Source organism: Pseudomonas sp. R76 (genome assembly GCF_009834565.1).
GTDB lineage: Bacteria > Pseudomonadota > Gammaproteobacteria > Pseudomonadales > Pseudomonadaceae > Aquipseudomonas.
In genome coordinates, this window is the sequence record NZ_CP019428.1 from 2898509 (window position 1) to 2915340 (window position 16832).

Annotated in this window: 5 protein-coding genes; 2 read left to right on the forward strand and 3 right to left on the reverse strand. The window is 63.8% G+C overall.

All coding sequences use genetic code 11. The features are described 5' to 3' along the window. Positions 1-38 precede the first annotated feature (38 nt). Positions 39-647, reverse strand: coding sequence for a TetR/AcrR family transcriptional regulator (locus PspR76_RS13280; protein WP_159955877.1), 609 nt, complete (start codon positions 645-647; stop codon positions 39-41). Between the two features lie 141 nt (positions 648-788). On the opposite strand from PspR76_RS13280, the gene PspR76_RS13285 reads away from it, so the two are divergent. Beyond that, positions 789-1961, forward strand: a complete 1173-nt coding sequence (locus tag PspR76_RS13285) for an MFS transporter (protein WP_159955879.1) — start codon at positions 789-791, stop codon at positions 1959-1961. Here PspR76_RS13285 and PspR76_RS13290 read toward each other — a convergent pair whose 3' ends face one another. Together PspR76_RS13290 and PspR76_RS13295 are read right to left on the reverse strand one after the other, a co-directional pair. After that, the gene (locus PspR76_RS13290; RefSeq protein WP_159955881.1) at positions 1962-2327 is read right to left on the reverse strand and encodes a type II toxin-antitoxin system HicB family antitoxin; all 366 of its coding nucleotides are present in this window, start codon (positions 2325-2327) and stop codon (positions 1962-1964) included. After that, a complete protein-coding gene (locus PspR76_RS13295; protein WP_159955883.1) occupies positions 2324-2575 on the reverse strand; it encodes a type II toxin-antitoxin system HicA family toxin in 252 nt (83 codons plus the stop codon). The genes PspR76_RS13290 and PspR76_RS13295 overlap by 4 nt, the downstream gene beginning before the upstream one ends. A 209-nt stretch (positions 2576-2784) precedes the next feature. On the opposite strand from PspR76_RS13295, the gene PspR76_RS13300 reads away from it, so the two are divergent. After that, complete coding sequence (locus PspR76_RS13300; protein ID WP_159955885.1) at positions 2785-16830, forward strand: non-ribosomal peptide synthase/polyketide synthase; 14046 nt, start codon at positions 2785-2787, stop codon at positions 16828-16830. Positions 16831-16832: the final 2 nt, after the last annotated feature.

Sequence of the window (16832 nt, forward strand, 5' to 3'; positions counted from 1 at the left end):
GGGCTCCGGGGAAAGGGCTGGCGGGCTGTCTTGAGTGTTTAAGTTTTGCCTGGAAGGGCTGCCGCTGGCTGCTTCAGCCCCCGCAGGAACAATTCCAGCCCTTGCAGGCTTTCTTCCAGTCGCTGATTCGGGTCTTCATCGGCAGCGATCCACAAGGCGCTACTGACCAGGCTGCCATTGATCAGGCGCGCCAACGCCTGGCTGGCAGCCGGTTCGATGATACGCTCACGCATCAGGTGTTCCAGCACGGCGGCCAGGGAATCCACACAGTGTTGCTGATGGCTTGATTCAGTGGCGCCTAGAACCGCAGGTGCATCTTGTAAAACAATGCGCTGAATTTCCGCGTCCTGTGCCATGCGCAGGTAGGCACGGCAGCGTTCGCGGAATCCGTCCCAGAGGTCGGTTGCCTCATCGGTGATGCGTTGCAAGTGCGCATCCATCTCGCCGTCGAGTTGGGCCACCACTGCCGCCAACAGGCCTTTCTTGTCACCAAAATGGTGGTACAACGCGCCCCGTGTCAAACCAACGCGGGCGGTAAAGTCGTCCATCGACGTGTGGGCATACCCCTGCGTGGCGAAGGCTTCGCGAGCGCTGGCGATCAGGCGGGCGCGGGTGTCTTCGATCTGTTCAGCACGGGCTCGGCTCATAGGTAAGGCTCACGATGGGTTCTGAATGATTGACATACGCTGCGTATGTTACGCATGATTTGCCACATACGCACCGTATGTATTTTGCCTTGGTGATTGCAGATAGCAAGTTTCAAGGCGTTGAGGAAGAGGTTGAGCAGGATGGCAAACCCCTACGCCGAGTTGTTCCAGGCCCCAGGCAGCCGGGCTTTTGTATTGGCCGGTATGCTGGCGCGCATGCCGATCTCAATGACCGGTATCGGCTTGATCACCATGCTCTCGCAGGTGCATGGCGGTTATGGTCTGGCGGGTTCGGTGGCGGCGGTATTTGCCTTGGCCACGGCGTTTTGCGCGCCGCAGGTTTCGCGTTTGGTTGACCGTTACAGTCAGGGCAGGGTATTGCCCGTCGCGGCGTTGATCGGTGGTGGCGCGTTGTTGTTACTGCTGCTGTGCACGCGCTTGCAGGCGCCGAATTGGACCTTGTTCGTTTTCGCCGCCCTGGCCGGTTGCATGCCCAACATGTCCGCCATGGTGCGCGCGCGCTGGACCGAGTTGTATCGCGGTCAGCCCCGATTGCAGACGGCGTTTGCCCTTGAATCGGTGCTGGATGAGGTGTGTTTCATCATCGGCCCACCGATCTCGGTTGGCTTGAGCGTGGTGCTGTTTCCGGAAGCCGGGCCTCTGGTGGCAGCGCTGTTACTGGCGGTGGGCGTGAGCACGTTCGTGCTGCAACGCGCGACTGAGCCGCCGGTGCATGAACACCACGGCCAGCACGGCCGCATGCTGATCGCCTCACCATCAGTACTGATCCTGATGACCCTGCTGCTGGCCATGGGCGTCATCGTCGGCGTGGTGGATGTGGTCAGCGTCGCCTTTGCCCAACAGCAGGGCCAACCGGCGGCGGCGAGCATCGTGCTCTCGGTGTATGCCATCGGCTCGTGCCTGGCGGGGTTGGCTTTTGGCACGCTCAAGCTCAAGGCGCCGTTGCCCCGACAGTTTCTGTTCTGCGGTGTGGCGACGGCGTTGACCACTTTGCCATTGTTGCTGGTCACCAATATTCCCGGGCTGGCCGTGGCGATCTTTATCTCCGGCCTGTTCTTTGCCCCGACGCTGATCGTGTCCATGGCGTTGGTGGAGCAAATCGTCCCGCCCAGCCGCTTGACCGAAGGCATGACCTGGCTGATCACCGGCCTGAGCATCGGTGTGGCCATTGGTGCCGCCAGCTCTGGTTGGATGATCGACCATTTTGGCGCCACCAGCGGGTTTTGGGTGGCGCTGGTGGCGGGAGCGGTGGTGCTGGGCTCAGCGCTACTTGGCTACCGAAGGTTGGGCTGATCAGCCGATCGCCGGGAAAGGTTCTGCGCAATGATGTTGCAAAAACTCATTCAGCGCCTGGCGTGTCAGGTCATTGAGCGTCACTTTCTTACGGGTCGCTGCCAGGGCTGCCGCCAGATGCAGGTCATGGCCGACCCGCACGTTGAATGAACCCTTGCACGGTTTCTCCGGTGTTTGCCCGAGGGTGTGGCACGTAGCGAGATAGTCATCCACGGCCTCCCGAAACGCCACGTCCAGCTCCGCGACGGTTTTGCCTTCATAGCTGACCAGTGCCTTGATAAACAGCACTTTGCCGAACAGGCAGTTGTCTTCGAGGCTGGCTTCGATAGAGCCGATGTAGCCATTGTGTTTCAGTTGATTGTTCACTGAATCAGTTCTCCTGATTTCAATTGTTCGATGATCTGGCGCCGAATGTAGTGTTTCAGTTCGTTGCCGGGGTGAGGCCTGTGCAAGGTGATCATTGCACTGGGGTCGCCGATGTCGAATTTGACGCGGCTTCCGGCCCCTTCAATCTGTGTGTAGCCAAGACGCTGCAACAGCGTTACGAGCTCTGGCCAGGTAAAGGCCGTGTTCTGGTTGAGCAGTTTGGCGAGCAGCTTTTCATTTTTGGACACGGCGTTCCCTGCGTGTAACTAAATGTAGTTGCAAAAAGTGGTGTTCGTCAATGCTAGCTCCGCTTAGCGGTTTCTTCCTGAGATTGATGTAACCCTTGATGACAGCTCGCTCCACGCCTTTCATCCCCCGCTAATTTTTCCCCGCCCGGTTCGTTTTATAGGGACGACGTGCCTTTGTGCTTCCTGCCTATTGTTCCGGACTCCAAGAAATGAATGCTGAAGACTCCTTGAAACTTGCTCGCCGGTTTATCGGGTTGCCCCTGGAAAAACGCCACGTGTTCCTGCAAGCCCTGCAGAAAGAAGGCGTGGATTTTTCCCGGTTCCCGATTCCGGCAGGGGTGGAGGCCGAGGACCGCCAGGCGCTGTCCTACGCGCAGCAGCGCATGTGGTTTCTGTGGCAATTGGACCCGGCCAGCGGCGCCTACAACCTGCCCGGCGCCGTGCGGCTCAAAGGTGCGCTCAGCCTGCGTGCGCTGGAGCACGCGTTCGCCAGCCTGGTGGCGCGGCATGAAACCTTGCGCACAGTGTTCCAGCGCCAGGCCGATGAGCGCCTGGAGCAAGTGCCGGTAGAGCCTTCACTTGCCGTCGAACAGCTGGATTTCAGCGCCTTGGCTGCTGCCGAGCGCGAGCAGGCCGTCAACGAAGCGGCGACGCGTCAATCGCTGCTGCCGTTCGACCTGGAACACGGCCCGCTGCTGCGTGTGCAGTTGCTCAAGCTCGACGCCCAGGAGCACGTGCTGCTGCTGACCTTGCATCACATTGTCTCCGATGGTTGGTCGATGAACGTGCTGATTGACGAGTTCATCCGCTGCTACGACGCCCATGAGCGCAACGAGGCGCCGCAATTGCCGGCGCTGCCGATCCAGTACAGCGACTACGCCCTGTGGCAGCGCCGCTGGCTGGAAGCCGGCGAGCAAGCGCGGCAGTTGGAGTACTGGCAGGCGCGCCTGGGGGATGAGCATCCGGTCCTGGAACTGCCGACGGATCGCTCGCGCCCGGCCATGCCCAGCTACCAGGGCACACGCCACAATTTTGCGATTGATCCAGGCCTGGCCACGCAGCTGCGCAGCTGTGCGCAGCAGCACAATGTCACTCTGTTCATGCTGCTGCTGGGCGCCTTCAATGTGCTGTTGCATCGCTACACCGGCCAGGGCGATATCCGCGTCGGCGTGCCCATCGCCAACCGTAACCGCAGTGAAGTCGAAGGGCTGATCGGCTTCTTCGTCAACACGCAGGTATTGCGCACCGAGTTGACCGGGCAGACCCGCGTTGCCGAGCTGCTGCAAGGCATCAAAGAGCATGCACTGGGTGCCCAGGCCCACCAGGAATTACCGTTCGAGCGCTTGGTGGAAGCCCTGAAGGTCGAGCGCAGCCTCAGCCATACGCCGCTGTTCCAGGTCATGTACAACCATCAACCGGTGGTGGCCGACATTGCCTCGGTCAGCACGGCTTCCGGTCTGGAATTGTCCCTGGTGGAGTGGCAGGGCCGTACCACGCAGTTCGACCTGACCCTCGACACCTATGAAAAGTCCGGCACCTTGCACGCCGCGCTGACGTACGCCAACGACCTGTTTGATGCGCCTACTATCGCGCGCATGGCCGAGCACTGGATCAGCCTGTTGCAGGCCATGGTGGCCGACGGCGAACAGCGTATCGGTGAGTTACCGATGCTCGCGGCACAAGACCAGCACGTGCTGGTGCATGCCTGGAACCAGACCGCCGAGGTTTACCCGACCGAGCGCGGCATCCATCACCTGATCGAAGACCAGGTGCAGCGCACGCCGGATGCGCCAGCCCTTATTTTTGGCGACACCACACTGACCTACGCCCAGCTCGACGCCCGCGCTAATCAACTGGCGCACGCCTTGCGCGAGCAGGGCGTGGGCGCGGATGTGCTGGTGGGCATCTGCGTGGAGCGCTCCGTCGAAATGGTCGTAGGCCTGCTGGCGATTCTCAAGGCAGGCGGCGCCTACGTGCCGCTGGACCCGGAATACCCGCAGGAACGCCTGGCCTACATGATCGAAGACAGCGGCATTAAGCTGCTGCTCAGCCAACACAGTCTGTTGGGGTTGCTGCCCACCGACGGCGTCCAGGTGATTGCCCTCGACCAGGCACCCACTTGGCTCGACGGCTATAGCAGCCAATCGCCTGCGGTGCAGATCCAGGCGTTGAACCTGGCTTACGTGATCTACACCTCCGGTTCCACCGGCAAGCCCAAAGGCGCAGGCAATAGCCATCGCGCGTTGGTCAACCGCTTGTGCTGGATGCAACACGCCTACGGGTTGGATGCCAGCGACGCCGTCCTGCAGAAAACCCCGTTCAGCTTTGACGTTTCGGTATGGGAATTCTTCTGGCCATTGATGACCGGCGCCCGCCTGGTCGTCGCAGCCCCTGGCGAACACCGCGAGCCGGCGCGCCTGATCGACATCATCGGCCGTCACGCCATCACCACGTTGCACTTCGTGCCGTCGATGCTGCAGGCGTTTATCCATGAGCCGGGCGTACACGCCTGCGCCAGCCTCAAGCGCATTGTGTGCAGCGGTGAAGCGCTGCCATTGGACGCGCAACGGCACGTCTTCGCCAAGTTGCCGGGGGCCGGACTGTTCAACCTCTACGGCCCGACCGAAGCCGCCATCGACGTGACCCACTGGACCTGCGTCGACGAAGGCGCCGACAGCGTGCCCATCGGCCGCCCGATCGCCAACCTCGCCACCTACGTGCTCGACGCGCAGCTCAACCCGGTGCCGGCCGGCGTGTCCGGCGAGCTGTACCTGGGCGGCGTCGGCCTGGCGCGCAGCTACCACCGCCGCCCGGCGCTGACCGCCGAGCGATTTGTGCCCAGCCCGTTTATCCACGGCGAGCGCCTGTATCGCACCGGCGACCGCGTGTGCCAGCGCGCCGATGGCGTGATCGAATACCTCGGCCGCCTCGACCATCAAGTGAAGCTGCGCGGCCTGCGTATCGAGCTGGGCGAAATTGAAACGCGCCTGATACAACATCCTGGCGTGCGTGAAGCAGTGGTGCTGGTGCAGGGCGGCAAACAACTGGTCGCCTATTGGGTGCTTGAAGGCGAAGCGCCGACCGACCTCAAGGGGTGGCTGCTCAGCAGCCTGCCGGAATACATGGTGCCGACGCATTTCGTGCACCTGGCCAAGCTGCCCGTCACCGCCAACGGCAAGCTCGACCGTAAGGCGCTGCCGCTGCCGGATGTGGCACCGCAGCAGGCGTTTGTCGCGCCTTCGAGCGCGTTGCAAAAAGCCCTGGCGGCGATCTGGAGTGATGTGCTCGGCGTCGAACCGGTTGGCCTGGACGACAACTTCTTCGAGCTGGGCGGCGATTCGATCATCTCCATCCAGGTGGTCAGCCGTGCGCGTCAGGCCGGCATTCGTCTCAGCCCGCGCGACCTGTTCCAGTATCAGAGCGTGCGCAGCCTGGCGCTGGTGGCGAGCTTTGAACAGGCGGCCGCTATCGATCAAGGCCCGGTGACCGGCGAGGTGATCCTGACCCCGGTGCAGCAATACTTTTTCGCCCAGGCCATCCCGGCGCGGCAGCATTGGAACCAGTCGCTGCTGCTGACCCCGCGTGAGGCGCTGGAGCCTGTGCGCCTGGAAGTGGCGCTGACCCAACTGATCAACCATCACGACGTGCTGCGCCTGCGTTTTGTGCAGCAGGGCGACACGTGGCAGCAAACCCACGGTGCGCCCGTCAACGCGCCAGCGCTGTGGCAATCCGCTGCAAGCGATGACACACAATTGGCCGCGCTGTGCGATGAAGCCCAGCGCAGCCTGAACCTGGAGCAAGGCCCGCTGCTGCGCGCGGCCTTGGTTCAGATGGCCGATGGCAGCCAGCGCCTGCTGCTGGTGGTGCATCACCTGGCGGTCGACGGCGTGTCCTGGCGCATCCTGCTGGAAGACCTGCAACAGGCTTACCGAGAAGCCAGCTTGCCGGCCAAGACCAGCAGCTACCAGCAATGGGCGCAGCAGTTGCAGGCCCATGCGCAAACCCTCCATGACCAACTGCCTTTCTGGCGGGCGCAGACCAGCGACGTCGAACTGCCCTGCGACAACCCCCACGGCGGCCTGCAAAACCGCCTGGGCGCCAAGCTCGAAACCCGCCTCGACGCCGAGCTCACCCGCCGGCTTTTGCAGGATGCTCCGGCAGCCTATCGCACCCAGGTCAACGACCTGCTGCTGACCGCGCTGGCGCGGGTGATCAGCCGTTGGAGCGGCCACGCGGCCTTGATTCAACTGGAAGGACATGGTCGCGAGGACCTGTTCGACAGCATCGACCTGAGCCGCACGGTCGGCTGGTTTACCAGCCTGTTCCCGGTGCGTTTGCAGGCCGATGGTGAGCCGTCGGACGCGATAAAATCCGTCAAAGAGCAACTGCGCGCCGTCCCCGACAAGGGGCTGGGCTACGGCCTGTTGCGCTACCTGGGTAACCCCGAATCACGCGAAACCCTGGCGGGCCTGGCTGCGCCGCGTATCACCTTCAACTACTTGGGCCAGTTCGACCGCCAGTTCAACGAGGCGGCGCTGTTAGTCCCCGCCAGCGAGAGCAGCGGCCAGGCCCAGGACTCCGAAGCACCGTTGGCCAACTGGCTGACCGTGGAAGGGCAGGTGTATGGCGGTGAGCTGTCGCTGCAATGGGGCTTCAGCCGCGAGATGTTCAACGCCGCCACCATCCAGCGCTTGGCGGATGACTACGCGACGGAGCTCAAGGCATTGATCGAGCATTGCTGCGCCACGCCGGCCGGGCAGGTGACGCCGTCGGATTTCCCACTGGCACGCCTCACCCAGCAGCAGCTGGACGCACTGCCCGTGGCCGGGCCCGACATCGCCGATCTTTACCCGCTGTCGCCGATGCAACAGGGCATGCTGTTCCACACCCTGTACGCACCCGAGGCCCAGGCCTATATCAACCAACTGCGCCTGGATATCGACGGCCTCGACCTGCTGAGGTTCGGCCGTGCCTGGCAAGCGGCACTCGACCGCCATGACATCCTGCGCAGCAGCTTCCACTGGCTGGGCCTGGACAGCGCCCATCAAGTGATCAAGCGCCAGGTCGACGTACAGCTGCAAGTGATCGAAGACGTGAATGCCGACCTCGATGCGCTCGCCGATGCCGAGCGTTCATGCGGCTTTGAATTAAATACCGCGCCGCTGTTTCGCCTGATGCTGGTGCGCGGTGCCGGTTCTGCCTGGCACTTCATGTTCACCAGCCACCACATCCTGATGGATGGCTGGAGTAACGCGCAGTTGCTCGGCGAAGTGCTTGCTCACTACGCAGGTCAGGCGTTGCCGACGCCGCTGGGGCAGTTCCGCGATTACCTGGGCTGGCTGCAACAGCAGCCTTCGGGCGAGGCGTTCTGGAAGCAGGCCCTGGCGCCGTTGCAAGCGCCAACCTTGCTGGCGCAAGCACTGCGTGCGCCGGTCGATGGCGCGGGGATGGCTGACCATCACGTGCTGTTGGACAACGACTTTACCCAGGCACTCGGCGAATTTGCCCGCCAGCAAAAAGTCACGCTCAACACCGTGCTGCAAGGCGCCTGGAGCCTGTTGCTGCAACGCTACAGCGGCCAGGATTGCGTGGCGTTCGGTGCCACCGTCGCCGGGCGTTCAGCGCCGCTGCCGGGGATCGAGCAGCAGTTGGGCTTGTTCATCAACACCTTGCCGATGATCAGTGCCGCATCGCCCGCGCAATCGGTCGGCGCCTGGCTGGGTGAGTTGCAAGCCCTGAACCTGAGCTTGCGCGACCACGAACACGTGCCGCTCTACGACATCCAGGCGTGGGCCGGTCAGCAAGGTGCCGCGTTGTTCGACACGCTGCTGGTATTCGAAAACTTCCCGGTGGCCGAAGCATTGAAGCAAGGCGCATCCGCAGGCCTGACCTTCGGCCGCATGCACAACCATGAACGCACCAACTACCCGCTGACCCTGGGCGTCGAGCTGGGTGCCGGTCTGCGCCTGGACTTCAGCTACGACCGCGCGCATTTCAGCGAGCAACAGGTCACGCGGCTGGGCGCCAACTTGCGTCACCTGCTGGTGCAACTGGTGGCGGACGCCAGTGCGCCGCTGGGCAACCTGCAACTGCTGGACGCCGCCGCACAGCACGACGTACTTGCCCTCAGCCAATCTGCCGGTGCCGCCCAGCGTCCTCAGCGGGTACATGAGCGCATCGCTGCTCAGGCCCACGCCACCCCTGACGCGCTGGCAGTCCAGGCGGGCAGTGAGCGCCTGAGCTACGCCCAGCTCAACGCGCGAGCCAACCGCCTGGCGCATCGCCTGTTGGCACTCGGCGTAGCGCCGGGCCAACGCGTAGGCCTGGCCAGTCGGCGTGGCCCGCAACTGATCGTCAGCCTGCTGGCAGTGCTCAAAAGCGGCGCCGCCTACGTGCCGTTGGACCCGAACTACCCGGCCGAACGCCTGGCCTACATGCTGGCCGACAGCCGCTTGGACCTGCTGCTCAGCGAAGCGGGGTTGCTTGCCGACTTGCCATTGCCGCAGGGCCTTACCCGCGTGGATTTCAGCACGTCCGGTGAAGAGCTGGACGGCTACCCGGCGACCAACCCACCCAACCAAACGGCGGCTGCCGACCTGGCGTATGTGATCTACACCTCCGGCTCCACCGGCCTGCCGAAAGGCGTGGCCATCGACCACGCCGCCCTTGGCCAGTTCTGCGACAGCGCCGAGGTCTACAGCCGGCTGAGTGCAGACGACCGCGTACTGCAATTTGCGACCTTCAGCTTCGACGGTTTTGTCGAGCAGTGCTACCCGCCGCTGTGTGTGGGCGCCGCCTTGATCATGCGCGGCGATGAGCTGTGGGACGCCGGCCAACTGGCACGCGAGATCGTCGAGCAGGGCGTGACCCTGGCCGACTTGCCGGCCGCTTACTGGTATTTGCTCGCCAAGGAATGCGCCGCCGACCCACGCACGTTGGGCAACCTGCGCCAAGTGCACGTGGGCGGCGAGGCCATGTCGGTGGAAGGCGTGCGCGCCTGGCACGCGGCGGGGCTGGGCGGCGTGCGCCTGGTCAACACCTACGGGCCGACCGAAGCGACGGTGGTGTCCAGCGTGTACGACTGCCAGCTGGCGGATGCCAGTGATGCGTTCGGCGTGCCGATTGGCCGCGCCATCGCAGGCCGTTCGTTGTATGTACTCGACAGTGGTTTCGAACTGCTCGCCACCGACGGCGTCGGCGAACTGTGCATTGGCGCCGAAGCGGGCCTGGCCCAGCGTTATTTCGACCGCCCGGCCTTGACCGCCGAACGCTTCCTGCCGGACCCGTTTTCCGCGGTGCCGGGTGCACGGCTCTACCGCAGTGGCGACCTGGCGCGTTACAACGAAAGCGGCGCGCTGGAGTACGTCGGGCGTATCGACCATCAGGTGAAAATTCGCGGCTACCGCATCGAAATGGGTGAAATCGAGGCCTGCCTGCAAGCCTTGCCGCAAGTGCGTGAAGCCGCAGTCATCGCCCAGCCAAGTGCAGTCGGCATGCAACTGGTCGCCTACGTGGTGCCAGCCCACTGTCACACCCTGGACGCTCAGAACCTGGCGGCCACTCTGCGCCAGTCACTGCCGGACTACATGGTGCCGGCGCACTGGCAGGTGCTGGACGCCTTGCCACTGAACAACAACGGCAAGCTCGACCGCCGCGCGCTGCCCGCGCCAGACCTGAACCTGCGTCAACAGGCGTATGTGGCGCCACACAGCCCGCTGCACGTGCAGCTGGCGGCGATCTGGCAAGCGGTGCTGCAGGTGGAGCAGGTCGGCCTCACGGACCACTTCTTCGAGCTGGGCGGCCATTCGTTGCTGGCCACCCAGATGATTTCCCGTGTGCGCCATGAGTTGAAACTGGAAGTGCCGCTGCGCGCACTGTTCGAACAGCCGACGCTGCAAGGGTTTGCGACGGCCTGTTCGGGCTTGCTGCAACACAGCGCTCAGCCGCTGGTGGCGCTGGAACGTGGGCAGCCGATGGCGCTGTCTTTCGCCCAGGAACGCCAATGGTTTTTGTGGCAACTGGACCCCACCAGCGCCGCGTACCACGTACCCACGGCGCTGCATCTGCGCGGCCAACTGGACATCACCGCGCTGGAGCGCGCGTTCCAGGCGCTGGTGCTGCGCCATGAGCCGTTGCGCACCACCTTTGTTGAGGACGGTGAGCAGACCTGGCAAGTGATTCACCCCGACCTGAGAATGCCTGTCGAGCAGGCGAGGGCGGAGGCCGCGGCGATCCAGGCCTGTGTGGAGCAAGAGATTCAGCGCCCGTTCGACCTGCGCAACGGCCCGCTGATGCGCGTCAAACTGCTGGTGATCGCGCCCGATCATCATGTGCTGGTGATCACCCAGCACCACATCATCTCCGACGGTTGGTCGATGCAGGTGATGGTCGATGAGTTGGTGGCGTTGTATCAGGGCCAGGCTTCGCTGCCGGTGTTGCCGATCCAATATGCCGACTACGCCGTGTGGCAGCGCAACTGGATGGCGGCCGGTGAAAAACAGCGCCAGCTCGATTATTGGCAACAGCACCTAGGCGATGAACATCCGGTGCTGGAACTGCCGCTGGACCACCCGCGCCCGGCAGTGCAGAGCTTTCGCGGCGCGCGTGAGCAGGTTCAACTCGAGCCTGCGCTGCTGGCCGACCTGAAAACCTTGGCCCAGCGCGAAGACGTGACCCTGTTCATGCTCTTGCTGGCCTCGTTCCAGACCTTGCTGCATCGCTACAGCTGCCAGTCCAGGCTGCGTGTCGGAGTGCCAATCGCCAACCGCAACCGCCTGGAAACCGAGCGGCTCATCGGCTTTTTCGTCAACACCCAAGTCATTCAGGTCGACCTTGACGGGCAGATGGCCTTTGACCAATTGCTCGCCCAGGTCAAGCAGCGCGCCCTCGAAGCCCAGGCCCATCAGGACCTGCCGTTCGAACAGTTGGTGGAAGCGCTGCAACCGGAGCGCAGCCTCAGCCATAACCCACTGTTCCAAGTGATGTTCAACCACCAGGACACCTTGCGTGCCAGCCCGGTGCATCTGCCGGGCCTGGCCTTGCAACCGTTGGATTGGGCAGGCAACACCACCCAATTCGATTTGAGCCTGGAGACCGAAGAGTCCGCCGCAGGCCTGTGGGCTTCGCTGGCCTACGCCACGGACCTGTTCGAGCCCGCGACGCTGACGCGCCTCGCGCAGCATTGGCAGAACCTGCTGCGTGCGGTGGTGAACGACGCGTCGCAGGCGCTGGATGAGCTGCCGATGCTCAGCGAGCAGCAATGGCAGCAGACCGTGCACAGCTGGAACGACAGCCAGGTTGAGTTCCCGCACACACGCTGCGTGCATCAACTGTTCGAAGCGCAAGTACGGGCGACGCCGGAGGCGAGTGCGCTGCAATTCAATGGCGACGCGCTGAGTTACCGCGAACTCAACTGCCGCGCCAATCGCCTCGCCCATCGCCTGATCGCAGCGGGCGTCGGCCCGGACGTGCTGGTGGCGGTGCATGTCGAGCGCTCGCTGGACATGGTGGTCGGCTTGCTCGCAACCCTCAAGGCCGGTGGCGCGTATGTGCCGCTCGACCCGCAATTCCCGGCCGACCGTCTGGCGTTCATGCTTGAAGACAGCCGCGCCCGGGTATTGCTGACCCAGCCACACCTGAACGGTCGCCTGGCGCAACCGCACGGCCTGCGTGTGCTGTTGGTCGATGACGCGGGCGGCGACGAACACAACCCGCAGGTCAACGTCACGCCGGAGCACCTGGCCTACGTGATCTACACCTCCGGTTCCACCGGCAAGCCCAAGGGCGTGATGGTGCGTCATCAGGCACTGTGCAGCTTTACCTGCGGCATGGCCGATACGCTGGAAATGGGCGCTGATGCGCGGGTGCTGTCGCTGACGACCTTCTCGTTCGACATCTTCGCCCTCGAGCTGTACGTGCCGCTGACCGTCGGCGCCACGGTTCTGCTGAGCGATCAGGCGCTGGCGCTCGATCCGGAGGCGATTCTCGATCTGATGCACAACCAATCCGCCACGGTGCTGCAAGCCACCCCATCGACCTGGCGCATGCTGCTGGAAAGCCCGCGTGCCGCTCTGCTGAAGGGCATCAAGTGCCTGTGTGGCGGCGAAGCGTTGCCGGTCGACCTGGCCCAACGGCTGCTCGACCTGCAGGGCCCGGTGTGGAACCTCTATGGCCCGACGGAGACCACCATCTGGTCGGCCGCCCATCGTTTATCACAGGCCCAGCCTTTTGTCGGTCGACCGATTGCCAATACGTCGCTGTTCATTCTCAACGCCGGGCTGACGCCATGCCCGCAGGGCGCGGCCGGTGAATTGCTGATCGGCGGGGTGGGCCTGGCGCGCGGTTATCACGCGCGGCCATCGCTCACCGCCGAACGCTTCGTGCCTGACCCTTATGGCGCGCCGGGCGAGCGCCTGTACCGCACCGGCGACCTGGCGCGCTATCGCCCAGACGGCATAGTGGAATACATCGGCCGTGTGGATCATCAGGTCAAGGTGCGCGGTTTCCGTATCGAGCTGGGCGAAATCGAAGCCTGCCTGCGTGAACATGCAGCGGTGCGTGAAGCCGTGGTGCTGGCCGACAACGACCGCCTGATCGCCTACCTGGTGACCTTCGCCCCTGAACAACAGGCGGCGCTGCGTGACCGCTACAAGGCCGATTTGCGCGAGCGCTTGCCGGACTACATGGTGCCTGCGCAGCTGATATTCCTCGATAGCCTGCCCTTGACCCCCAACGGCAAGCTCGACCGCAAGGCCTTGCCCAAGGCGGATGCCAGCGTGCTACACAAAGCGCATGTGGCGCCCGTCAGCCAGCGCGAACAACACGTCGCGGCCATTTGGGCCGAGGTGCTGGAGGTGCCGCAGGTGGGGCTCGATGACCACTTCTTTGAACTCGGCGGGCATTCGCTGCTGGCCACGCGGGTCGTGTCGCGCGTGCGCCAGGCGCTGGCGCTGGAAGTGGCGCTCAAAACCCTGTTCGAACAGCCGGTGCTCGGTGACTTCGTACGTGCATTGGGCGAGCAGGGCGTTACCGCACCGGCGCTGCTCAAGGCCGACCGCACACAACCGTTGCCACTGTCGTACGCCCAGGAGCGCCAATGGTTCCTCTGGCAACTCGACCCGCACAGCGCGGCGTACCACATCCCCAGCGCCTTGCGTTTGAAAGGCGTGCTCGACGTGGCTGCCTTGCAACGCAGTTTCGACACCTTGTTGGCGCGCCACGAAAGCCTGCGCACGCATCTGCGCCAGGACGCCAGCGGCGCGGTGCAAGTGATTGAAGAACTGGGCCTGATCGACATCGAACGGGCCAGCACCGATGAAGCCGGGCTCAAGGCGCAGGTGGCCGAGGCGGTCGCGCGGCCGTTCGATCTGCTGCGCGGGCCGCTGCTGCGGGTCAAGTTGCTGCAACTGGCCGAGGACGATCACGTCGTGGTGCTGGTGCAGCACCATATCGTCTCCGATGGCTGGTCGATGCAGTTGATGGTCGAAGAACTGGTGAAACTGTATGCCGCCTTCAGCGATGGCCACACGCCGCAGCTGCCGGCGCTGCCGATCCAGTACGCCGACTACGCGCTGTGGCAGCGCAACTGGATGGAAGCGGGTGAGAAGGCGCGGCAGCTGACTTACTGGCGCGAGCAGTTGGGCGGCGAGCAACCGGTACTGGAGTTGCCGTTCGACTACCAGCGCCCGGCATTGCCGACCCATCGCGGCGCGCGCCTTGACGTTGAGTTAACGCCGCAACTGCTGGCCAGCTTGCGCAGCCTGGCGAACGCGGCTGGCGTCACATTGCCGATGGTGCTGCTGGCGGCCTACCAGGCCTTGCTGCACCGCTACAGTGGCCAGGAAGATGTGCGCGTGGGCGTGCCGATCGCCAACCGCAACCGCCTGGAAACCGAAGGCCTGATCGGCTTCTTCGTCAACACCCAAGTGCTCAAGGCCGACATCAACGGGCAGATGAGCGTGGCGCAACTGTTGGATCAGGTGCGGCAACGCTCCCTGGACGCTCAGGCGCATCAGGACCTGCCGTTCGAGCAACTGGTGGAGGCGCTGCAGCCGGAACGCAGCATGAGCCTGAGCCCGTTGTTCCAAGTGCTGTTCAACCACCGCGTGACCTCGGCAGGCCGCCATTTACAAGAATTGTCCGGCCTGCAGGTCGAGGTGTTGAGCTGGGATGAAGGCGTGGCCCAGTTCGACTTGGCGCTGGATGTGGAGGAATCCCGCGAGGCGCTGCATGCGTCCCTGAGTTACGCCACCGATCTGTTTGCCCCCGGCACCATCGAGCGTATGGCCGGGCACTGGCAGAACCTCTTGCAGGCGATGGTTGACGATCAACAGCAGGCCATCGGGCAACTGAACCTGCTGAACCCGGATGAGCAACAGCACATCCTGCAATTGTGGGATTGCACCGAGTCGGGCTTCCCCGCGACACGCCTGGTGCACGAGAGGGTTGCCGACCGCGCACGGGAAACGCCGGATGCCGTGGCGGTGAAATTCGATGCGCAAACCCTCACCTACGGCGAACTCGACCGCCAGGCCAATCGCCTGGCGCATGCGCTGATCGCCCGCGGTGTCGGCCCGGAAGTGCGCGTGGCCATCGCTATGCCGCGCAGTGCCGAGATCATGGTGGCGTTCCTCGCCGTGCTCAAAGCCGGTGGCGTGTACGTTCCGCTGGATATTGAGTACCCGCGCGATCGCCTGCTGTACATGATGGAAGACAGCCGCGCCCAATTGCTGCTCACGCACACGAGCGCCTTGCAGCAATTGCCGATTCCGCAAGGGCTGAACACGCTGGCAATCGATCGCAGCGATGACTGGGCCGACTACAGCGATGCCGCACCGCAGGTTGCACTGGATGGCGACAACCTCGCCTACGTGATCTACACCTCCGGTTCCACCGGCATGCCGAAGGGCGTGGCGGTGTCCCACGGCCCGTTGGTGGCGCACATCATCGCCACCGGCGAGCGCTATGAAACGGGCCCGACCGACTGCGAACTGCACTTTATGTCGTTCGCGTTCGACGGTTCCCACGAAGGCTGGATGCACCCGCTGATCAACGGCGCCAGTGTGCTGATCCGCGACGACAGCCTATGGCTGCCGGAGTACACCTACGCGCAGATGCACCGCCACAAAGTGACGATGGCGGTGTTCCCGCCGGTGTACCTGCAACAGCTGGCCGAGCACGCCGAGCGTGACGGCAACCCACCGGCCGTGCGGGTTTACTGCTTTGGTGGTGACGCCGTGGCTCAAGCCAGCTACGACCTGGCCTGGCGCGCACTGAAGCCGACTTACCTGTTCAACGGTTACGGCCCCACTGAAACCGTGGTGACGCCGCTGCTGTGGAAGGCGCGCAAGGGCGACCCATGCGGCGCCGTCTACGCACCGATTGGTACGTTGCTGGGCAACCGCAGCGGCTACGTATTGGATGCACAGCTCAACCTGCAACCCATCGGCGTCGCCGGCGAGTTGTACCTGGGCGGCGAGGGCGTGGCGCGGGGTTATCTGGAGCGCCCGGCACTGACCGCCGAACGCTTCGTGCCGGACCCATTCGGCAAACCCGGCAGCCGCGTGTACCGCAGCGGCGACTTGACCCGTGGCCGGCCGGACGGTGTGGTGGACTACCTCGGTCGTGTCGACCATCAAGTGAAAATCCGTGGTTTCCGTATCGAGCTGGGTGAAATCGAAGCGCGCCTGCGCGAGCAGGACAGCGTCGGTGAAACCGTGGTGGTGGCCCAGGAAGGCCCGACCGGCAAGCAGCTGGTGGCGTATGTAGTGCCGGCTGATGCGGCCCTGATCGATCAGGCCGAGTTCCGCGATGCCTTGCGCCGCGCGCTCAAGACCCGCCTGCCGGACTACATGGTGCCCACGCACTTTATGTGCCTGGCGCAGATGCCGCTGACCCCCAACGGCAAGCTCGACCGCAAAGGCTTGCCCGCGCCGGATGCGAGCTTGATGCAGCAACGTTATGTGGCCCCCGAAACCGAGCTGGAACAGCAGATTGCGGCGATCTGGGCCGAAGTGCTGCGCCTGCCGCAAGTGGGCCTGGACGACAACTTCTTCGAAATTGGCGGCCATTCCTTGCTGGCGATCCAGATCACCTCGCGGGTCCAGTCCGAACTCGGCCTGGAAGTGCCCCTGGTTGAAGTGTTCCAGACCGAAACGCTGCGCGCCTATGTGCAGGCCGCAGCCACTTTCCGCGCCGGCAGCGCGGAAGATTTTGATGATCTTCGTGACTTTTTGAGCGAACTAGAGGCGATTTGAAC